The following is a 19,748-nucleotide window of genomic DNA, read 5'->3' as shown; positions in this document are numbered from 1 at the left end:
CGATACCCTGGATCTTGCTGCCGAGCTTCTGCTTCACTTCGGGCTTCTTCAGGTCCTCGATGCTCTTAAGCTCGGACTCCGGGATGTAGGACGGCACGACCCAGCCCAGCTTGGCGCGGGTATACATCGGGCCTAGATCGACCACGTCCTGACGGACCTTGTCGAGATAGGGCTTGTGGGTCAGCGGCTGCCAGGACATCAGCATCGCGTCGAGCTTGCCGGTGGCGATGCCCTGGTACTGGATGCCGATGTCGGCCATGGTCAGTTCGACCTTGTAGCCCATGCGGCCTTCCAGGACCTTCTTCGCCAGCGTGGTCACGGCCTCGGCGTCGGACCAAGCGGTCCAGCCGATGTTGATCTTCTTGTCGGCAGCGTGCGCCGTGGTCAGCATCAGGGTTGCCGCAAGGCAGGATGCGGCGGCGAGGGTCACGGTCTTGGTGAAAAAGCCCATCGTTTCTAAGCCTCCAGGTTTCAGTTTGTTATTGGCCCGACGCTTAGTGCGTCGGGTTCGAACGGGCCGAGGGAGCCGGCATCAGCCGGTGCATGAACGCCGGCATAGCCCAGCGCGATTTGCCGGGAGCCGCCGCCTTGGCGCCGAAGCTCTGAGTGATGCGGTCGAGGATGATGGCGAGCAGGACGACGCTGAGGCCGCTCTTGAAGCCGAGGCCGATGTCGAGCCGCTGGATGCCCTGGAGCACGACGTTGCCGAGGCCGCCGGCCCCGATCATCGACGCGATCACGACCATCGACAGCGCCAGCATCATGGTCTGGTTGACGCCGGCCATGATCGAGGGCCGGGCGCTGGGCAGCTGGACGCGGAACAGCAGCTGGCGGTCGGTGCAGCCGAAGGCGCGGGCGGCCTCGACGATCTCGGCCGGGACCTGCTGGATGCCGAGCGCGGTCAGGCGGACCGCCGGAGGCATCGCGAAGATGATCGTCGCGATGATGCCGGGAACGCGGCCCAGGCCGAAGAACATGACGGCCGGGATCAGGTAGACGAAGGCCGGCATCGTCTGCATGAAGTCCAGCGTGGTCTTGGAAATGCTCTCCACCACCTTGCTGCGGGCCATCCAGACGCCCAGCGGGATGCCCAGGATCAGGCTGAGCAGCGTGGACGCCAGCACGAGGCCGAGCGTGGAGATCGTCGCGGACCACAAATCCATCGACACGATCAGCAGCAGCGAGACCAGCGTGAAGATGCCGAAGCGGATGCTGACGCGCCAGCCGGAGAAGGCCGTCAGCAGCGCCACCGCCAGCCAGATCGGCAGCGCCAGGAGCGCTCCGTCGATCGTCGCGCCGAAGCCGTCGACCACGGCGGCGATGCCGTCCAGCAAGGGCTGGAAGTTGTCCAGGATGTAGTTGACGATGTTCTCGACCCAGGCGTCGATCGGAAGCTGGAAGTCCATGGCTTACTTCTCCCGGTTCAGGGTCTTGAGCAGGGTCGCCGGCGAGATGGCGCCCAGGAACTTGTTCTGGTCGTCGACCACCGGGACGGCGCATTCGGCCGATGCGACGGTGCGCATGACGTCGTGCAGCGGCTGTTCGGCATGGACGGGATCGATGTCGGGCAGGAAGGCGTGGACGAAACGCGGCTGGCCTTCCTCGGTGATCGCCCGCTCCAGGCTGTCGCGCGACACGGTGCCGTGATAGTTGTTGTCGTGGTCGCGGACGTAGCCGTACTCGTTCTTCGAATCCGTCAGCTGCTCCAGGGCCGGCTGAAGGACGCCGGGAACGCGGATGACTGTTTTCTCCTCCTCGAACCGGGCGACGTCGCCGGCGCGCAGCACGCGGGAAACATCGACGTTGCGGAAGAAGGAGCGGACGTAGTCGTCGGCTGGGTTGCGCAGGATCTCGAACGGCGTACCGACCTGGACGATGTTGCCACCTTCCATGATGGCGATCCGGTCGCCGATCCGCATGGCCTCGTCAAGGTCGTGGGAGATGAAGATGATGGTGCGCTTGTGCTCGCGCTGGAGCCGCAGCAGCTCGTCCTGCATCTCGGTCCGGATCAGCGGGTCGAGGGCGGAGAACGCCTCGTCCATCAGCATGATCGTCGGGTTGTTGGCAAGGGCGCGGGCAAGGCCGACGCGCTGCTGCATGCCGCCGGACATCTCGCGCGGGTAGCGGGCGTGATACTGGTCCAGTCCGACCTGCTTCAGGGCCTCCATCGCCGCCTCAACCCGCTTGGGCTTGGGCACGCCGGCGATCTCCAGCCCGAAGGCGGCGTTGTCGAGCGCGGTCAGGTGCGGCATCAGCGCGAAGGACTGGAACACCATGCTCATGTCCTTGCGTCGGACGCCGATCAGCTCCTTCCGGGACATGGTGACGAGGTCGCGGCCGTCGAACACGATCTTGCCGGCGCTGGGCTCGATCAGGCGGTTGAGCAGGCGGATCATGGTCGATTTGCCGGAGCCGGACAGGCCCATGATCACGAAGATCTCGCCGCTGCGGACCTGGAAGCTGGCGTCCTTGACGCCGACCGTCACGCCCAGCTTCTTGAACACCTCGTCCTTGGTGGCGCCGGCGTACAGCATGTCCAGCGCAGGCTTGGGATCGTCGGAGAAGATCTTGTAGACGTTGGAAACGTCGAGCCGGACTTCGCCGGCGGACGAGGCCTGCGACTTGGCGTTGGCCGGTCTCGCGACAGTCGCGGGGGTGTATGCCCGCGGCGTGGGGGTAGCTCCATTGGGTGCTGGATAAGATGGCAGCGGAGCCGTGCTTGCGGGGTCCTGGTTGGGTATGCCCTCGAACGCTGCTTTCATCTCATTGTCCTCTTCCCTGTTTTTACATCGGTTACCTGCAACAGTACTCGAATGCTTAGTTCATTCAACGAATCATTCCCTGTTGGACCAGCCCTGCTGGATCAGGCAGTCGTAGATCGCCGCCGCCGCTTCGTCCGGCGTCGGCTGGACCATCAGCCGCCCCTGCCCCGCCTTGGTTTCGGTCGCGGCCTTCATGCGGTCCAGCGCCGAACCGCCGCGCTGGACGCGCATCAGCTTGGGCCGGGCGCGCCAGGGGCGGACGGTGCATTCGGCCAGGAACCCGTCCTGCTGGACGGCGGCTGCCGGTCTGGCTTCGATGGTGCCCCGGCGGGCGCGGGCGAAGGCGCTCTGGCGTGCGGCATGGGCGGAGCCATGCAAAGTCGCGACCAGAGGCGGCGTTGCGGTGACAAGGCGGCGCTGGCCGCGCGGGAGCGCCTGGGTGACGGCGGCTTCGGCATTAGTGACGTCGATGCCGACGATGTCGGGGATCAGCGTGCGGTTGAGCGCCTGTGCAATCAGATAGGGCACCATGCCGGAATCTTCGCCACCTTCGGCGCTGGAACCGGCCAGGATGATGGCGGGGGACAACTCGCGCAGGCGGGCGATCAGGGCCGGGACGGGGTCGGCGCCGGGTGCGGTTTCCAGCACTTCCAGGCGGTCGAGGCCCATGCCGAGATAGTCGCGGAGCGCCGGTTGGGACGGGTCTCCGGCGTGCAGCGCGTGAATGCGGGCGGTCCGGCCGGCTTCCGTCAGGCGCAGCGCCAGTTCCAGCGCTTGCGCGTCGAGCGGAGCGCGGCGGGCGCGGCCCGATGCGGGATGGCTGCCGACGGAGAGCAGGACGGCGACGTCAACCATGGTTTTGGGCATTCCGGCGCGCTCTGGCATAGCGGATCAGGGCCGGCATCACGGCTTGCGCGTCGGCGACGATGGCGAGGTCGGCGCGCTTGATCATTTCAGCGTGAAGGTCTGTGTTGACGGCAATGACGTGCTTTACCTCTGTGATTCCCTGCAAGTGCTGGGGCGCTCCCGCGATCCCCAGCGCGAAGTAACACCGCGCGGTTACCAAAGTGCCCGAAGCACCGATCTGGCGGTCGCGCGGCAGGTGTCCGGCATCGCAGACCACGCGGCTGCCGCCGCGCGTCGCCCCCAGCGCTTCCGCGAGTTCGGCGAAGCCCGCCCAGTCGGTGATCCCGTTGCCGGCGCTGACGATGAAATCGGCCTCGGCCAGCGAGAGCCGGTCGGGATCGACCGCCAGCGGGCGGGCGTCGCGGATGCCCGGCGCGGAGTGCGAATTCCGCGGCGGTGTCGGAATGACCCGCGCTTCATGGCGGGCGTCTTCCAGCGGCGGGACGGCATCGAGAGCGATGGTCATCAGCCGGGCCGGGGCATGGCTCAACTCCGACGAGCCGCCGCGTGCGCGGCGTCCAGCCTGGGTCGGGGTCAGATTTTGAACACCCGGAAAAAGTCTTTCGCCCAAGGCTGCCGCGACGCGGCGAGCGATGTCGGCGCCGCCGTCGGCGCTTTCCGCGAACAGCACGTGGCGGGGTTTGAGAATTTCCACCGCGTCCAGCACGCTGGCCGCGCGACGCTCAGGGCAATAGTCGGTGAATAGTTCGAAGTCAACCTTCATGAGCCGGTCGGCGCCGGCCGTGGCGAAATCGGTGGTGGTAGCTTGATCGGGCGCCAGGACGACGACGGCGCCGCCTCCGGCGTCGGCCAGGACGCGGCCGGCGGCGACGAGCTGGCGGTCATGGGCCGTCAACTCGCCGCGCGGCTGGTCGGGGACGACGAGCACCAGGAAGGCGGGGTCTTCGACGATCCGGATGGCGGGACCGGTTGTTGTTGTCTCAAGGGTGCTTGCTTGCGAGAGCGTGGCGCCGCTGCCGCTTCGGTCGTAGCGCAGGCGGGCTCCGGCCTGGACGCTGGAGGCGGCGCGTTCTGCGCGGGGATCGCGGCGGCGGCGGCCTGACGGGGGCGCGGCGGGCGGAGTGCCGCGCGCGATGCGGCGGCGGGGTTCGGTCGAAGTGGTCAGGGCCAGCGCTTCGGCCCTGGGGTCGCGCCGGCGGCGGGTCATTTCGGGGCCTCCGTCGCGGCCAGGACCAGTTCGGCGATCTCCGCAACCTGCGGACGCGGGCCGACGACGCCTTCCAGCATCAGGGCGCAGTTGGGACAGGCTACCGCGACGGTGGCGGCGCCGGTCTCGCGCGCATGGTCCATGCGGACATCGGGGATGCGGCGCTTGCCGGCCACGTCGGTCAGGGGAGCGCCGCCGCCGCCGCCGCAGCAGCTCGAACGCAGGCCGGAACGCTCCATCTCGACGCGCTCGACGCCAATGGCGTCGAGCAGGGCGCGGGGGGCGTCGATCTCGCCGTTGTAGCGGCCGAGATAGCAGGGATCGTGGTAGGTGACCGATGTCCCGTTGGCGGCGGTGACGGTCAGCTTGCCCGCCTGGAGGAGGTCGAGCAGGAAGGCGGTGTGATGGATCACAGGCACGTCGAGGCCGAACGGCTTGTATTCATGCCGCAGCGTGTGCAGGGCGTGCGGGTCCGCCGTGACGATGCGGTCGAATGCATAACGGCGCAGCGTGGAGACGTTGCGCCGTGCCAGATCCTGGAACGTGGCCTCGTCGCCAAGGCGGCGGGCGACATCGCCGCAGTCCAGTTCCTCGGCCCCAAGGACCGCGAAGTCGATCCCGGCGCGGCGAAGCAGCAGGACCAAGGCCCGGAGCGAGCGCTGGGTGCGCAGGTCGAAAGCGCCGTCGCCCAGCCAGAGCAGCACGCCGCACCGGCCCTTGTCGGCCAGGATGGGAAGGCTCAGGTCCACGGCCCAGTCGAGGCGGCGGGAGAGCGGCCGGCCTCCGGGGTTGTCGGTCGCCTTCAGTTCCTCCAGCACTCCGGCGGCCTTGCCGGGGGTGGCTCCCAGTTCGAGCGTCTGGAACCGCCGGAGGTCGATCACGGCATCGACATGCTCGATCATCATCGGGCATTCCTGCACGCAGGCGCGGCAGGTGGTGCAGGCCCAGAGCGTGTCGGGATGGATCATCGGGCCGATGACCGGCTGGACGGGGCTGCCGTGCGCAAGGCCGAGCGGGCGGCCGGGATGGTTGTTGCCGGCGTAGGAGCTGTCGTCGGCGCCGTCTTCCAACCCAGTCACCAGATCCTGGATCAGCTTCTTCGGATTGAGCGGCAGGCCGGCGGCATAGGCTGGACAAGCTGTCTCGCACCGGCCGCACTGGACGCAGGCGTCGAACCCGAGCAGGCGGTTCCAGTCGAAGTCGAGGGGGCGTTCGGTGCCGAGCTTGCCGTTGGTCTCCAGGTTCAGGGGCCGAAGGGCGGTGTCGCGGCCCAGGCCGTCTTGAAAGCGCTCGGGGCGCGGATGGGCGATCAGGTGGAGAGCACCGTGGACGGCGTGCTTCAGGGGTCCTTTCCAGACGCCGAGGACGAGTTCGGCGCAGCCCCAGGCTCCGACCAGGACGAGGGCCAGGCTGAGCGGCCAGGGGAGGACTCCGCCGGCGGTCTGGTCCAGTGCCACCACCAGGAAGGCGGTGGCGTAGGCCAGCAGAGCGAAGGGCAGACGGCTGAAGCGGCCCTTCGACAGTTCCGCAGGTTTTTCGACCCGGCGGCGCCAGCCGACCATCAGGCTTCCGGCCAGCATCGCCGCAAGGGCAAGGCTGAGCAGGCCCCAGACGGTCCAGTGCCGAAACGCTGGGATCGCCAGCAGCGGGATCAGCGCCAGCGATGCCAGGAAGCCGCCCGCCGTCAGCGCGTGGAAGCGGGAGTTGAACGGCTTGCGCTCGACCACGTCATGGACATCGACCAGATAGCGGCGCGGCAGCGCCTTCAAACCGGCGATCAGGTCGACATCCGCCGCCCGGCCCGCCCGCCAGCGCCGCGCCTGGATGAACGCCAGCGCCAAGCCGGAAGCCAAGGTGACGATTACGATCGCGGAGAGCGTTGAGGCGATCATCGGGCGCTCACAAATCCTTGCACAGGCGGGCGGCGTCGTAGATCGCCGCATGGATGTTGCGGCCAGCCACGCCGTCTCCGATCCGGTAGAGATTGGTGCCGCCGTGGCCGTTGACCTTGTGGGGCTGCGGGCGGCCTTCGACCAGGGCGTGGAGGTCCATCTCGCCCCGGTTGATCGACCGCTCCTTCAGGTCGAAATAGAGCGCTTCGTTGGGCAGGGTGCCGAACTCGACCACGATCTGATCGACCAGCCGTTCCTCCTCCTCGTGGGTGAACTCGTTCTTGAGGACGGCGACCAGCTTGTTGCCTTCGCGGTAGATCTCGGTGAGCTGGAGGTTGGGCGACAGGACGACGCCCAGCTTGTAAAGCTCGCGCAGGTGGATCGGCTGGTTGGTGGCGCCGACTTCCTCCGCGACCATGCGATCCTGGGTGGCGATCTCGACCAGGGCACCGCGCTTCGCCAGGAACTCGGCGCAGGACGGCGCGTGGTGCTGGCCGGTGCCGTCATAGATCAGGATGTTCTCGGCGGGCTCGACCTTGCCGGACAGCATGTCCCAGGTGGTGACGGCGAGGTCGGCGCCCTTGACGTCGCCGTGGCTGGGATGACCGCCGGTCGCCAGGATGATCACATCGGGCTTCTCGGCTTCGATCGTGGCGGGAGTGGCTTCCGTGCCGAGGCGGAGTTCGGCGCCCGATTTGGCCGCCTGCTGGGTCAGCCAGCGGGTGATGCCGGTCAGGGCTTCCCGCCATGTCGCCTTGGCGGCGATGTTGATCTGGCCGCCGGTGACGGCGTTCTTCTCGAACAGCACGACGGAATGGCCGCGTTCGGCGCAGACGCGCGCCGCTTCCAGCCCGCCGGGGCCGCCACCGACGACGACGACGCGCTTCTTCTCGGCGGCCTTGGGGATAATGTGCGGCATGGTCCGCTCGCGGCCGGTGGCGGCGTTCTGGATGCACAGCGCGTCGCCGCCGGCGTAGATGCGGTCGATGCAGTAGCCGGCGCCGACGCATTGGCGGATGTCGTCGATCCGGCCTTCCATCAGCTTCCGGACCAGATGCGGGTCGGCAATGTGGGCGCGGGTCATCGCGACCATATCGACATGCCCTTCCGCGACCGCACGGCCCGCCGTGTTGAGGTCAGTGACGCGCTGGGCGTGGAAGATGGGGATATCCACCTCGCGCTTGATGGCGCTGGCGAGGAACAGGAAGGGCGCCACCGGGAACGACATGTTGGGCAGCACGATCGCGTGGGCCAGATGGTCGCGCGCCTGCCCGCCCAGGACATTGGCGAAGTCGATCAAGCCGCGCTCGGCGTAGGTGCGGGTGATGGCGACGCAGTCCTCGTGGGTCAGGCCGTCGTCGATCAGCTCGTCGCCCGACATCCGCATGCCGATGATATAGTCGTCGCCGACCGCTTCGCGGCAGGCTTCCAGCACTTCGATGCCGAAGCGCATCCGGTTTTCCAGGCTGCCGCCGTACTTGTCGGTGCGCCTGTTGACCGACGGGCTCCAGAACTGGTCGATCAGGTGGCCGTGGGCGGCGGACAGTTCGAACCCATCGAGGCCGCCTTCCTTGCAGCGGCGGGCGGCGGCTGCGTAGTCGGCGATGATGCGGCGGAAGTCGGTGTCTTCCATCTCCTTCGGGATGGAGCGGCTGGCCGGCTCGCGCTTGGGTGACGCCGACAGGGTCGGCAGCCAGTTCTCGGTGTCCCACTTGGTCCGCCGGCCCATATGGGTGAGCTGGATCATCAGGGCGGCGCCGTGCCGGTGGACGCGGTCGGCGAACTCCTGAAAGAAGGGGACGACGCTGTCGTCGGCGACGGAGATCTGGTTCCACGGGGCCGCCGGGCTGTCCAGCGCCACCGAGGACGAGCCGCCGAACATGGTCAGGCCGATGCCGCCCTTGGCCTTCTCCTCGTGATAAAGCTGATAACGCTCCTTGGGCTTGCCGTCCGAGCCGTATGACGGCGCGTGCGACGTGCTCATCACCCGGTTGCGGATGGTCAGGTGCTTGATTTTCAAGGGGCGGAGAAGCGCTTCGACGGGAGACATGTGTCTCGGTTCCCCATCATTGTTACGGTTCTAAGAATTCGCCCGCGCGGGCATTCGCACATGCCATGCCGCGACAAAATTCCGTCAACTTGCGACAAGGTGTAGCAAGGGTGCCGGATGGGCATACCGTCGCATGGCGCGGCGCGGGCTTGCGGGGTGTGGAGACCGCGTGCTGGATGCGGCGTACCGCACTTTTGCCGCGAATGACTATCGATTGAACCCTTCCGATTCCCTGTACCACCGCCTGTTCTCGCACCCGGTCATGGTCGAGCAGTTCGTCCGCGACTTCGTGCCGGCGGCCCTGGCGCTGGGACTGGACTTCAGCCGGATGGAGCGGGTGAATGCGAAGTTCCACGGACGCGGCGGACGGCGGCGGGAAGGCGACGTGATCTGGCGCATTCCGACGGAGTGCGGCGGCGATGTCTACCTGTACCTGATGCTGGAATTCCAGTCGCAGATCGACTGGTGGATGCCCGTCCGCATCCAGGTCTACGCCGGCCTGCTCTGGCAGCAGATCATCGACGAGATGCGACTGAAGCCCGGCGACCGGCTACCGCCGATCCTGCCGGTCGTGCTCTACAACGGCGACAAGGCGTGGAACGCGCCGACCGGAACGACCGAACTGGTGGCGTTGCCGCCGGAGTCGGCGCTGTGGCATTGGCAGCCGGACATCCGCTATCATCTGGTGGACGAGAGGGCCTTGCCCGGCAGCGAGCTGGAGCGCCGCGACAGTCTGGTGGCGCTGCTGTTCCGCCTGGAAGCCGGCCCCGGTCCGGCGGAACTGGTCGATCTGGTCGATGAGATCATAGGCTGGTTCCGCCAGCATCCGGACTATGCACCACTGAAGCAGTTGTTCACTGAAGTAATCGAGTATGCTGTTTCGACCCAGGAACGTATTGGGATCGATGCAGTAACCTGGAATGCGAACAACATGTTGGAGATCCGGGAAATGGTGTCAGCACGCGTCAAGGAGTGGCAGGACGAAGTAAGGGCTGACGCTCTTGCCGGGGCGCTTTCTAAACTGCTTGGCCGCCGTTTCGGAGAGTTGCCGCCTGACGCGGCCAAGCGTATCCGTACGGCAAAGGCCGAGGAACTGGACGAGTGGATGGATCGGGTGCTGGACGCCTCATCCATTGCCGATGTTTTCGACAACAAGCGGACAAATTAGCCGCGTCCTCCCCAGGCTTTTGACAGACCTACTCAAGGGATGCGACCGCTTGGGTCGTGGCTTTGCGAACGAACAAACCGCCCTACCAGCGAACGATCTGATGGAGATGCGAGACATGGTGCCAGAACGGTTCAAGCGGTGGGCGGATGAGGTAAAGGCACAGGCAATTATCGAAATCCGTGCCCAAACTCGCGCTCAGGTATTGGCAGAAACACTCTCCAAACTGCTTCAGCGTCGGTTCGGCGAGCTATCCCCGGATGTCGCCGACCGGATACAGTCGGCGACATCCGAAGAATTGGACGAGTGGCTGGATCGAGTGATGGATGGCGCTGCCATCTCGGATATCTTCGACGCGAACCGGCCCAACTGAAGGCAGAGCCTGCCTACTCCGCCGCAGCGGCCAGCGATTGGCCGCCGTAGATCGGGAAGCGGCTGCACAATTCATGGATGCGGCTTCGAACCTTGGCTTCCACGGCGGCGTTGTCGCCGGAGTTGCTGGCGGCGAGGCCGTCGAGGACTTCCGAGATCAGCTCGCCGACCAGCGTGAATTCCGCCGTGCCGAAGCCGCGCGTCGTTGCGGCGGGGGTGCCGAGGCGGACGCCGGAGGTTACCATCGGCTTTTCCGGATCGAAGGGGATGCCGTTCTTGTTGCAGGTCATGCCGGCACGCTCAAGGCTGGCTTCGGCAGCCTTGCCGGTCAGGCCCTTGGGGCGCAGATCGACCAGGACGATGTGGCTGTCGGTCCCGCCGGAGACGATATCGACGCCGCCCTCGACCAGCCGGGACGCCAGGGCACGGGCGTTGTCCACGACGTCGCGGGCATAGGTCTTGAACTCCGGGCGCAGCGCCTCGCCGAACGCCACGGCCTTGGCGGCGATGACATGCATCAGCGGACCACCCTGGAGGCCGGGGAAGACGGCGGAGTTGATCTTCTTGCCCAGCGCTTCGTCGTTGGACAGGACCATGCCGCCGCGCGGACCGCGCAGCGTCTTGTGCGTGGTCGTCGTGGTGACATGGGCATGCGGGACCGGGTTGGGGTAGACGCCGCCGGCGATCAGGCCGGCGTAGTGGGCCATATCGACCATCAGCCAGGCCCCGACCTCGTCGGCGATCTCGCGGAAGCGGGCGAAGTCGATGACTCGGGGGTACGCGGAGCCGCCGGCGACGATCAACTTCGGCTTGTGCTCGCGCGCCAGATCGCGGACCTGATTGTAGTCGATCAGCGCGTCCTCCCGGCGGACGCCGTACTGCACGGCGTTGAACCACTTGCCGGACTGGTTGACCGAGGCGCCGTGGGTCAGGTGGCCGCCGGCCGCCAGCGACATGCCGAGGATCGTGTCGCCCGGCTGGAGCAGCGCCATGAAGACGGCCTGGTTGGCCTGCGCGCCGGAATGCGGCTGGACGTTGGCGTAGGAGCAGCCGAACAGCGCTCTAGCGCGGTCGATCGCCAGTTGTTCCGCGATATCGACGATCTCGCAGCCGCCGTAGTAGCGGCGGCCGGGGTAACCCTCCGCGTATTTGTTGGTCAGGACGGAGCCCTGGGCTTCCAGCACGGCGGCGGAGACGATGTTCTCCGACGCGATCAGCTCGACCTGATCCTGCTGGCGGGCGAGTTCGCGACGCAGCGATTGCGCCAGTTCCGGATCGCTGTCGGCGACGGAGGCGGAGAAGAAGTGCTCGATGGAAGTTGCCATTTCACGGTCTTTCAGCAGTCGATGCCATTCAGCATTCGATGAAGTTGACGGCGAGGCCGCCGAGCGATGTTTCCTTGTACTTCGTCTGCATGTCGGCGCCGGTTTCCCGCATGGTCCGGATCACCTTGTCGAGCGAGACGTGGTGCTGGCCGTCGCTCCGCAAGGCGAGCCGCGCCGCGTTGATCGCCTTGATGGCGCCTATAGCGTTGCGCTCGATGCACGGGATCTGGACGAGGCCGCCGATCGGGTCGCAGGTCAGGCCCAGGTTGTGTTCCATGCCGATCTCGGCGGCGTTCTCGATCTGCTCGGGCGTGCCGCCCTGCGCTGCGGCCAGCCCAGCGGCGGCCATCGAGCAGGCGACGCCGACTTCACCCTGGCAGCCGACTTCCGCTCCGGAGATCGAGGCGTTGCGCTTGTAGAGCCCGCCGATGGCGCCGGCGGTCAGCAGGAAGGTGAAGACGCCCTGCTCGCTCCGGCCAAAGCAGAAGCGGTCGTAGTAGTGCAGCACCGCCGGGATCAGCCCGGCCGCCCCGTTGGTCGGAGCCGTGACGACGCGGCCTCCCGCGGCGTTCTCCTCGTTGACCGCGATGGCGTAGAGGCTGACCCAGTCCATGATTGCCATGGGATCGCGGAGCGAGGCTTCCGCCCTGCCGTTGAGTTCCTTATGGAGGGCACGGGCGCGGCGGCGGACGCTGAGTCCTCCCGGAAGGGTGCCCTCCTGCGACATGCCTCGGGCGACGCAGGCCTGCATGGCGTCCCAGATCCGGCGGAGGCCGGCGTCGATCTCGGCATCGGTGCGCTGGACGCGTTCGTTCTCCCGCATCATGTCGGCGATGCTGAGGCCGGAGGCCCTGGCCGCTTCCAGCATCTGGCTGCCGCTGACGAAGTCGTAGGGGACCGCCGGCGCTTCGGCGAGGCGTTCGTTGCGGAACATCTCTTCTTCGGAGACGACGAAGCCGCCGCCGACCGAGTAGTAGATGCGGGTGTCCAGCACGGTCCCGTCGGCGTCGGTTGCGGTGAAGCGCATGCCGTTGGGGTGGCCGGGGAGCGTCTCGGCCCGGTGCAATGCCAAGTCGGCGGATTCGTCGAAGGCGATGTCGTGCTTGCCGCCGAGGCCGATGCGGTTACCCGTGCGGATGGAGGACAGGATAGCCGGAATGCGGTCCGGGTCGATCATGTCCGGCTGTTCGCCCGACAAGCCCAGCAGCACGGCCTGATCGGTGCCGTGGCCTACTCCCGTCAGTGCCAGCGAGCCGAATAGTTCGGCGTAGACCCGTGCAATCCGGGGCAACGCCCCGCGCTCTTCCAGGCCGGAGACGAAGGCGGCAGCCGCCTTCATCGGTCCGACGGTGTGGGAGCTGGACGGCCCGATGCCGATCTTGAAGATGTCGAATACGCTTACCGACATGGCCGCCCCCGCCGATGAGTGAGGAATTCTAGCGCTGGTATTCCGCCACCGCGTCGCTCAGCCACATCCAGGTATATTCGGAGAAGGAGCGGCGCGGGTAGATGTCGTAGGTCGGAGCGTCGTCGATCTGGTGCAGGATGATGCCGCCACGGGCCAGCAGGGTCTGGGCGCATTGGCCGGGGCGGAATCCGCGGGGATGCAGGTCCAGGCTGCACCCCTTCATCAGGGTCTCGCGGGCGCCGGGGCCGGACAGGCGCAGGCGGGTGCGGTTGCCGGTGACGTCGGTGACGGCGGCGTGGATGTCGCCGAGCGCTTCGCGCAGCCGCCCGATCAGGTCGGTCTCCTCGCCCGCCGGAGTCACCAGCAGCCATTCGTCCGGACCGAGCCAGAGGACGGTGACTTCGGCGGCCGAGGTCACCGTATTGGCGTTGAGCGGCAGCACGCAGCCCAATACCGCGCCGACGGTGCGGACGAAACGCGGGTCCGATGGCCGTCCGCGCAGGTTGATCTGGCCGGGCGGCGTCAGTTCGGCGAGGCGGACGCGGTCACCGGCACCGGCGCTGAGCGACGCCACGGCCTGGGTGAAGCGGGTCGCACCGCCTTGGCGGATCAGGGTTTCAGCCATGGAGACGCACTCCCTCGGGATCGTAGAACACGGGTTTGGTGACGGCGCATTTGACGGTCTTGCCGCCCAGCGGCGCGAAGATGTGCTGGTCCATCCGCTGGAAGCCGTCCTTGACCAGAGCCAGGGCAATGGAACGGCCCAGCGTCTCGCTGTAGTAGCTGGACGTGACATGGCCGATCATCGGGATCGGAGGATGACCGTCGGCGGTTGCGGTAAGCTGCGCGCCCTCCGGCAGGACTTCGTTCGGGTCCTCGGTCAGCAACCCGACCAGCTGCTTGCGATCCGACCGCGACGTGTCCTCCCGGCTGAAGGAGCGCTTGCCGATGAAGTCGGGCTTCTGCTTGGACACGACCCAGCCCATGCCGAGGTCCTGCGGCGTCACCGTCGCGTCGGTTTCCTGGCCGACGATGATGTAGCCCTTCTCGGCGCGCAGCACGTGCATGGTCTCGGTGCCGTAGGGCGTGATGCCGTGCTTGGCGCCGACGCGCATGATCTGTTCCCAGACATACAGGCCGTTATAGGCCGGCACGTTGATCTCGTAGGACAGCTCGCCCGTGAAGCTGATGCGGAAGATGCGGGCCGGCACGCCGGCGACCACCGCTTCGCGGTATGACATGTACGGGAAAGCTTCGGCGCTCATATCAAGGTCGGGCGCCAGTTCGGCCACCACCTCGCGGGCCTTGGGACCGGCGATCGATGCCGTGGCGTAGTGCTCGGTGACGGAGGTCAGGAAGACGCGGAGATCCGGCCATTCCGTCTGGAGGTAGTCCTCCAGCCAGTCCAGCACCTTGGCGGCGTTGCCGGTGGTGGTGGTCATCAGGAAATGGTTCGACCCCAGGCGCGTGGTCACGCCGTCGTCCATCACCATGCCGTCTTCCTTGCACATCACGCCGTAGCGGCACTTGCCGATTTCCAGCTTGAGGAAGGCATTGGTGTAGACCCGGTTGAGGAACTGCGCCGCATCGGGACCCTGGATGTCGATCTTGCCGAGCGTCGAGGCGTCGAGCACGCCGACTGACGCGCGGACGGCCCGGCACTCGCGCCGGACGGCGGCGTGCATATCCTCGGACCCTTGCGGGAAGTACCAGGGCCGCTTCCACTGGCCGACATCCTCGAACAGCGCGTTGTGGGCGACGTGCCAGGAATGCATCGGCGTGTGGCGGGCGGGATCGGCCAGTTCCCCGACGTCGCGGCCGGCCAGCACGCCGTAGGTCGTCGGCGTATAGGGCGGGCGGAAGGTCGTCGTGCCGACCTGCGGGATCGGCGAGGCCAGCGACTTCGCCAGGATCGCCAGGGCGTTGACGTTGGAGGTCTTGCCCTGGTCGGTGCCCATGCCGGTCGTGGTGTAGCGCTTCAGGTGCTCGACCGACTGATAGCCTTCGCGGGACGCCAGCAGCACGTCGGCGGCGGATACGTCGTTCTGGAAATCGACGAAGTGCTTGGCCTTGCCGTGCCCGACCAGATCGGTCGAGGGAACCACCCAGAGCGGACGGATCGGCTGCTGCGGTTCGGTCTGCTCGACCGAGGGGATCGTGGGAACCTCGCCCTCGCCATGGCCCGCCGCCTTGGCGGCTTCGGCTCCCGCCGCCGCCCCTTCCGCAAGGCAGCCGGCCAGCGTGAAGGTCGCCTTGCAGGCTCCCGCCGAGCGTTCCGCCTGCATTGAGACGCTGGGGACGAAGCAGGCGAGAGCGTCGTCGTAGCGCAGCTTGCCGGTGGACTGGGAGAACAGGTGGACGGCGGGGTTCCAGCCGCCCGACATCAGGACGAGGTCGCAGTCGATCTTCGTCGGGGCACCGATCACGGATTCGCCCGAGCCGTTGATCGTCATGACATCGACGCCGGTCACCCGCTTGGCGCCATAGGTCGCGGTCACCGCCGAGTTGGTCAGGATGCGGATGCCGCGCCTCTTCGCTTCCGCCACCAGAGAACCGCCGAGCTGGGTGCGCAGATCGACGATGGCCGCGATGCCGACGCCGGCGTCGGCCAGATCCAGCGCCGCCCGGTAGGCGCTGTCGTTGTTGGTCAGGACGACGGCGCGCTTGCCCGGCAGAGTGCCGAAGCGGTTGGCATAGGTGCGGGCGGCATCGGCCAGCATGATGCCGGGCCGGTCGTTGTCGGCGAACACCAGGGGCCGTTCATGCGCGCCGGTCGCCAGCACGACCTGTTTGGCCCGGACCTTCCACAGGCGCTGGCGCGAGACCTTGGGGGCGGAGCCGCGCGGCAGATGGTCGGTGCGGCGCTCCGCCATGATCAGGTAGTTGTGGTCGTAGTAGCCGGTGACGGTGGTGCGCGGCAGCAGGCGAACCTCGGGGAAGCGCTTCAACTCCTCGACCGTGTCGCGGACCCAGTCGGCAGCCGGCTTGCCGTCGATGGTTTCACGCGATGCCAGCAGCGAGCCGCCGAATTCGTTCTGCTCGTCGGCGATAACGACGCGGGCGCCCGTCTTTGCGGCGGCCAGTGCGGCCATCAGACCGGCGGGACCGGAGCCGGCGATCAGCACGTCGCAGTGGATGTGCATCTTGTCGTAGAAATCGGGGTCGGGTTCGACCGGAGCCTTGCCGAGACCGGCGGCCCGGCGGATCACCGGTTCGTAGACCTTCATCCAGAAGCTCTGCGGATGCATGAAGGTCTTGTAGTAGAAGCCGGCGACGAAGATCTTCGACAGGACGTTGTTGATCGAGCCGACATCGGTCTCGACATTCGGCCACGCGTTCTGGCTGCTGGCGACCAGGCCTTCGTAGATCTCGATCTGGGTGGCGCGCAGGTTCGGTTCGGTCCGGTTGCCGCGCTCGAGCTGGATCAGCGCGTTCGGCTCTTCCGAGCCGGCGGACAGGATGCCGCGCGGACGGTGATACTTGAAGCTGCGGCCGACCAGATGGACGCCGTTGGCGAGCAGGGCCGAGGCGAGGGTGTCGCCGGCATAGCCCTGGAGCGCCTTGCCGTTGAAGGTGAAGTTGACCGGGCGGCCCCGGTCGATCCGGCCGCCGGCGGGTGTGCGGAACTCAGCCTTGCTCATGACCGGCTTCCCTGCTTCTCGATGGCGGCGGTTGCGGGCGCTTGTTCGGCGGGGGCGGTTTCGGCGGAGTCCGAGGCGCCGCCCATCTGCCCGCCCATCTGATAAACCCGCGTGATCTCGTTGGTGACGGTGTGGCGCTCGACGTTGAACCAGCGGCGGCAGCCGTGGCTGTGGACCCAGCGCTCGCGGTGCAGGCCCTTGGGGTTGGTCCGCATGAACAGGAACTCGGCCCATTCGGCGTCGCTGAGCGCGGAAGGGTCGGCCGGGCGCGTACGGTGCGCTTCGCCGCCGAAGCCGAATTCGGTCTCGTCGCGGGGGCCGCACCAGGGGCAGTTGATCGTCAGCATGGTCGGTTCCTCGGTCTTTAGTGGGCGACGGCGGCGGCGCCGTGTTCGTCGATCAGGTAGCCGGTCTCGAAGCGGTTCAGCCCGAAGGCGGCGTTCAGCGCGTGCGGCTCGCCCCGCGCCAGCGTGTGGGCGAAGACGAAGCCGGAGCCGGGTGTCGCCTTGAAGCCGCCTGTCCCCCAGCCGCAGTTGATGAACAGGTTCTCCACCGGCGTCTTCGAGATGATCGGGCTGGCGTCCGGGCAGACATCGACGATGCCGCCCCACTGGCGCAGCATGCGCAGCCGGCTGAAGATCGGGAACAGCTCCAGCAAGGCACCCATCTGATGCTCGATCACATGGAAGCTGCCGCGCTGGCCGTAGGAGGTATAGGCATCGACGCCGGCCCCCATCACCAGCTCGCCCTTGTCGGACTGGCTGACATAGACGTGGACGGCGTTGGACATCACGACGCAGTCGATCACCGGCTTGACCGGCTCCGACACCAGGGCCTGGAGCGGGTGGCTTTCGACCGGCAGGCGGATATCGGCCATCTCGGCCAGCACGCTGGAATGGCCGGCGGCGACGATGCCGACCTTGCCGGCCTTGATGTAGCCCATCGACGTATCCACGCCGACGACCTTGCCGCCTTCGCGGCGGATGCCCTTGACCTCGCAGTTCTGGATGATATCGACGCCGCGTGCGCTGGCGGCACGGGCGAAGCCCCAGGCGACCGCGTCGTGGCGGGCGGTGCCGGCGCGGCGCTGCAAGGTGCCGCCCATGATCGGGTAGCGGACGTTCTTGGAATCGTTGATGATCGGGCAGTATTCCTTGACCTGTTCGGCCGTCAGCCACTCGCTGTCGATGCCGTTGAGGCGGAGCGCATGGACCCGGCGCATCGCTTCGCGCACGTCGCCCAGGTTATGGGCGAGGTTCAGCACGCCGCGCTGGCTGAACATGATGTTGTAGTTGAGGTCCTGGCTCAGGCCTTCGTAAAGCTGAAGCGACTTCTCGTACAGGCCGGCGCTTTCGTCCCACAGGTAGTTGGACCGGATGATGGTGGTGTTGCGGCCGGTATTGCCGCCGCCCAGCCAGCCCTTTTCCAGCACGGCGACATTGGTGATGCCGTGTTCCTTGGCGAGGTAATAGGCCGTCGCCAGCCCGTGCCCGCCGCCGCCGATGATGATGACGTCGTAGCTGTCCTTCGGGCGGTTGTCGCGCCACGCCCGGTCCCAGTTCTGATGATGGGACAGCGCGTTCTTCACGAGGGAGAAAATCGAATACTTAGCCATGTCAGCCTCACCTGTCCCTTGGTCCCGGACCTTGTCCTGCCCTTGGGCCGAAGGGTATGGCGGAACGGGGTCGGACTGCTAGAATGCAGCAGCCGATTCGGCATAACAAAAGCGACATCCGTTTCCTTCAAGCGTCAGAAATCGACAATGAGCAGTTCTTCCACCGTTGGCGCCACCGCAAGCCCGGCCGCCGGCCGCGCCACGCTGATCGGCATTTCCGCGATCCTGATGTGGGCGCTGCTGGCGCCGCTGACGGCGCTGACCGGCGCCCTGCCGCCCTTCCAGACGGTGGCGGTCGCCTTCGCCATCGGCGGAATGACGGGGATCTGCGGCACGCTGGCGGGACGGCGCGACCCGCTGCGCGCCCTGCGGCAGCCGGCTGCCGTCTGGCTGCTGAACGTGGGCGGGCTGTTCGGCTTCCATTTCCTCTACTTCCTGTCGCTGAAATCGGCGCCGGCGGTGGAAGCCAACCTGATCAACTACATGTGGCCGCTGTTCATCGTGCTGTTCTCGGCCCTGCTGCCGGGCGAGCGTCTGCGCTGGTGGCACATCGCGGGGGCGGTTGCGGGGCTGGCCGGCACGGGGCTGCTGGTGACGAAGGGCAGCGGGTTCACGATCCGAACCGAGTATCTGGCAGGCTACGTCGCGGCCCTGGGCAGCGCCCTGATCTGGACGACGTATTCGCTGCTGAACCGGCGCTTCGGCAAGGTGCCGACCGACACGGTTTCCGGCTTCTGCCTCGTCACGGCGGCGCTGGCGCTGGGGTGTCATCTGGCATGGGAGACGACGGTCTGGCCGGGCGACGCGATCGGCTGGCTGGCGCTGGTGGGCTTGGGGATCGGGCCGGTCGGAGCCGCGTTCTTCGCCTGGGACCATGGGGTCAAGCGCGGCGACATCCGGGCGCTGGGGGCGCTGTCGTATGCGTCGCCGCTGCTGTCCACGCTGCTGCTGATCGGCTTTGGGCTGACGCCGGGTCACTGGACGGTCTGGGCAGCGTGCGGGCTGATCGTCGGCGGAGCCTTGCTGGCGAGCCACGAGGTCGTGACCGGACGGCGGGGGACGCGGTGACGGGGGCGTCGCCGGAGATCTGATTCACGATGCCAAAGATCCGGGGCGCGGTTGGCCCTGGGTGGAGGTCGGTCGGCGCGTGACGACATCCTCGCTTCTGTGTTCGAATGTCAGGCCTTGCCATCATTCGCTGGATGATGCCGGCCTTTTCGAAAACCAAGAATGGATAATCGTATTCCGTATCACTCAGCCGGCCCGTGGCGCTTGTCGGCCGGACTATGGAGATCGCGCTCATCCCAACGGACAGCGGCGTACCCGAGCGCCACAACGACGATCGGCAGGACAATGTAGGCGTAGACCCACAATCCGTTCACTTCAACCCTCCCAGGGTTCTCCAAGACAGCAGATGAAGCGCCACCGCCGCACTTAACCACAT

17 protein-coding genes are annotated in these 19,748 nt (G+C 67.0%); 3 read left to right on the top strand and 14 right to left on the bottom strand.

Annotation, left to right across the window (positions count from 1 at the left end):
* From AC5JJ6_RS13870 to AC5JJ6_RS13840, 7 genes are all read right to left on the bottom strand, one after another.
* The coding region (locus AC5JJ6_RS13870; protein WP_496042612.1) for a glycine betaine ABC transporter substrate-binding protein at positions 1–451 on the bottom strand (451 nt) is incomplete at its 3' end.
* 43 nt (positions 452–494) lie between these two features.
* The gene (locus tag AC5JJ6_RS13865) at positions 495–1,406 is read right to left on the bottom strand and encodes an ABC transporter permease (protein WP_496042611.1); all 912 of its coding nucleotides are present in this window, start codon (positions 1,404–1,406) and stop codon (positions 495–497) included.
* 3 nt (positions 1,407–1,409) lie between these two features.
* The gene (gene proV / locus AC5JJ6_RS13860) at positions 1,410–2,762 is read right to left on the bottom strand and encodes a glycine betaine/L-proline ABC transporter ATP-binding protein ProV (RefSeq protein ID WP_496042610.1); all 1,353 of its coding nucleotides are present in this window, start codon (positions 2,760–2,762) and stop codon (positions 1,410–1,412) included.
* Between the two features lie 72 nt (positions 2,763–2,834).
* A complete protein-coding gene (locus AC5JJ6_RS13855; RefSeq protein WP_496042609.1) occupies positions 2,835–3,617 on the bottom strand; it encodes an electron transfer flavoprotein subunit beta in 783 nt (260 codons plus the stop codon).
* A complete protein-coding gene (locus AC5JJ6_RS13850) occupies positions 3,610–4,836 on the bottom strand; it encodes an electron transfer flavoprotein subunit alpha/FixB family protein (RefSeq protein ID WP_496042608.1) in 1,227 nt (408 codons plus the stop codon). The genes AC5JJ6_RS13855 and AC5JJ6_RS13850 overlap by 8 nt, the downstream gene beginning before the upstream one ends.
* Positions 4,833–6,728, bottom strand: a complete 1,896-nt coding sequence (locus AC5JJ6_RS13845) for a DUF3483 domain-containing protein (RefSeq protein WP_496042607.1) — start codon at positions 6,726–6,728, stop codon at positions 4,833–4,835. The genes AC5JJ6_RS13850 and AC5JJ6_RS13845 overlap by 4 nt, the downstream gene beginning before the upstream one ends.
* Positions 6,729–6,735: 7 nt before the next feature.
* Entirely contained in the window at positions 6,736–8,778 is a 2,043-nt protein-coding gene (locus AC5JJ6_RS13840; protein ID WP_496042606.1) for an oxidoreductase, read from the bottom strand.
* Positions 8,779–8,992: 214 nt separating this feature from the next.
* On the opposite strand from AC5JJ6_RS13840, the gene AC5JJ6_RS13835 reads away from it, so the two are divergent.
* Both AC5JJ6_RS13835 and AC5JJ6_RS13830 read left to right on the top strand, forming a co-directional pair.
* Positions 8,993–9,946, top strand: a complete 954-nt coding sequence (locus AC5JJ6_RS13835; RefSeq protein WP_496042605.1) for an Rpn family recombination-promoting nuclease/putative transposase — start codon at positions 8,993–8,995, stop codon at positions 9,944–9,946.
* A 49-nt stretch (positions 9,947–9,995) separates the two neighbouring features.
* Entirely contained in the window at positions 9,996–10,316 is a 321-nt protein-coding gene (locus AC5JJ6_RS13830) for a DUF4351 domain-containing protein (RefSeq protein ID WP_496042604.1), read from the top strand.
* A gap of 13 nt (positions 10,317–10,329) precedes the next feature.
* On the opposite strand, the gene glyA is transcribed toward AC5JJ6_RS13830, so the two are convergent.
* The 6 genes from glyA to AC5JJ6_RS13800 are packed head-to-tail and all read right to left on the bottom strand — an operon-like array spanning position 10,330 to position 18,304.
* On the bottom strand, positions 10,330–11,640 hold the full coding sequence (gene glyA / locus AC5JJ6_RS13825) for a serine hydroxymethyltransferase (RefSeq protein ID WP_496042603.1): 1,311 nt from the start codon (positions 11,638–11,640) through the stop codon (positions 10,330–10,332).
* Positions 11,641–11,668: 28 nt separating this feature from the next.
* Positions 11,669–13,048, bottom strand: a complete 1,380-nt coding sequence (locus AC5JJ6_RS13820; RefSeq protein WP_496042602.1) for an L-serine ammonia-lyase — start codon at positions 13,046–13,048, stop codon at positions 11,669–11,671.
* Positions 13,049–13,076: 28 nt separating this feature from the next.
* Positions 13,077–13,673 carry a sarcosine oxidase subunit gamma gene (locus AC5JJ6_RS13815; RefSeq protein ID WP_496042601.1) on the bottom strand — a complete coding sequence of 199 codons (597 nt, stop codon included), beginning with the start codon at positions 13,671–13,673 and terminating at the stop codon, positions 13,077–13,079.
* On the bottom strand, positions 13,666–16,689 hold the full coding sequence (locus tag AC5JJ6_RS13810) for a sarcosine oxidase subunit alpha (RefSeq protein WP_496042600.1): 3,024 nt from the start codon (positions 16,687–16,689) through the stop codon (positions 13,666–13,668). The genes AC5JJ6_RS13815 and AC5JJ6_RS13810 overlap by 8 nt, the downstream gene beginning before the upstream one ends.
* Positions 16,686–17,036: a sarcosine oxidase subunit delta gene (locus AC5JJ6_RS13805; protein WP_496042599.1), complete on the bottom strand. Its 351-nt coding sequence runs from the start codon at positions 17,034–17,036 to the stop codon at positions 16,686–16,688. The genes AC5JJ6_RS13810 and AC5JJ6_RS13805 overlap by 4 nt, the downstream gene beginning before the upstream one ends.
* A 17-nt stretch (positions 17,037–17,053) precedes the next feature.
* The gene (locus tag AC5JJ6_RS13800; RefSeq protein ID WP_496042598.1) at positions 17,054–18,304 is read right to left on the bottom strand and encodes a sarcosine oxidase subunit beta family protein; all 1,251 of its coding nucleotides are present in this window, start codon (positions 18,302–18,304) and stop codon (positions 17,054–17,056) included.
* 147 nt (positions 18,305–18,451) lie between these two features.
* On the opposite strand from AC5JJ6_RS13800, the gene yddG reads away from it, so the two are divergent.
* Positions 18,452–19,372 carry an aromatic amino acid exporter YddG gene (yddG, locus tag AC5JJ6_RS13795; protein WP_496042597.1) on the top strand — a complete coding sequence of 307 codons (921 nt, stop codon included), beginning with the start codon at positions 18,452–18,454 and terminating at the stop codon, positions 19,370–19,372.
* Between the two features lie 182 nt (positions 19,373–19,554).
* Here the strand turns inward: yddG and AC5JJ6_RS13790 are convergent.
* Positions 19,555–19,748 (bottom strand): hypothetical protein (locus AC5JJ6_RS13790; RefSeq protein WP_496042596.1); only part of this gene is annotated, 194 nt, incomplete at its 5' end.

Source organism: Skermanella sp., from assembly GCF_059503625.1.
Note: the sequence above shows the minus strand (reverse complement) of the source record. Positions and strands in the feature narration are given on the sequence as shown.

What these genes read in the sequence shown, in the direction of transcription:
- AC5JJ6_RS13805 (WP_496042599.1), bottom strand. Translation starts at nt 17,036, where the DNA reads ATGCTGACGATCAACTGCCCCTGGTGCGGCCCCCGCGACGAGACCGAA.
- AC5JJ6_RS13840 (WP_496042606.1), bottom strand. Translation starts at nt 8,778, where the DNA reads ATGTCTCCCGTCGAAGCGCTTCTCCGCCCCTTGAAAATCAAGCACCTG.
- AC5JJ6_RS13850 (WP_496042608.1), bottom strand. Translation starts at nt 4,836, where the DNA reads ATGACCCGCCGCCGGCGCGACCCCAGGGCCGAAGCGCTGGCCCTGACC.
- AC5JJ6_RS13815 (WP_496042601.1), bottom strand. Translation starts at nt 13,673, where the DNA reads ATGGCTGAAACCCTGATCCGCCAAGGCGGTGCGACCCGCTTCACCCAG.
- yddG (WP_496042597.1), top strand. Translation starts at nt 18,452, where the DNA reads ATGAGCAGTTCTTCCACCGTTGGCGCCACCGCAAGCCCGGCCGCCGGC.
- AC5JJ6_RS13800 (WP_496042598.1), bottom strand. Translation starts at nt 18,304, where the DNA reads ATGGCTAAGTATTCGATTTTCTCCCTCGTGAAGAACGCGCTGTCCCAT.
- AC5JJ6_RS13865 (WP_496042611.1), bottom strand. Translation starts at nt 1,406, where the DNA reads ATGGACTTCCAGCTTCCGATCGACGCCTGGGTCGAGAACATCGTCAAC.
- AC5JJ6_RS13810 (WP_496042600.1), bottom strand. Translation starts at nt 16,689, where the DNA reads ATGAGCAAGGCTGAGTTCCGCACACCCGCCGGCGGCCGGATCGACCGG.
- glyA (WP_496042603.1), bottom strand. Translation starts at nt 11,640, where the DNA reads ATGGCAACTTCCATCGAGCACTTCTTCTCCGCCTCCGTCGCCGACAGC.
- AC5JJ6_RS13855 (WP_496042609.1), bottom strand. Translation starts at nt 3,617, where the DNA reads ATGGTTGACGTCGCCGTCCTGCTCTCCGTCGGCAGCCATCCCGCATCG.
- AC5JJ6_RS13845 (WP_496042607.1), bottom strand. Translation starts at nt 6,728, where the DNA reads ATGATCGCCTCAACGCTCTCCGCGATCGTAATCGTCACCTTGGCTTCC.
- proV (WP_496042610.1), bottom strand. Translation starts at nt 2,762, where the DNA reads ATGAAAGCAGCGTTCGAGGGCATACCCAACCAGGACCCCGCAAGCACG.
- AC5JJ6_RS13820 (WP_496042602.1), bottom strand. Translation starts at nt 13,048, where the DNA reads ATGTCGGTAAGCGTATTCGACATCTTCAAGATCGGCATCGGGCCGTCC.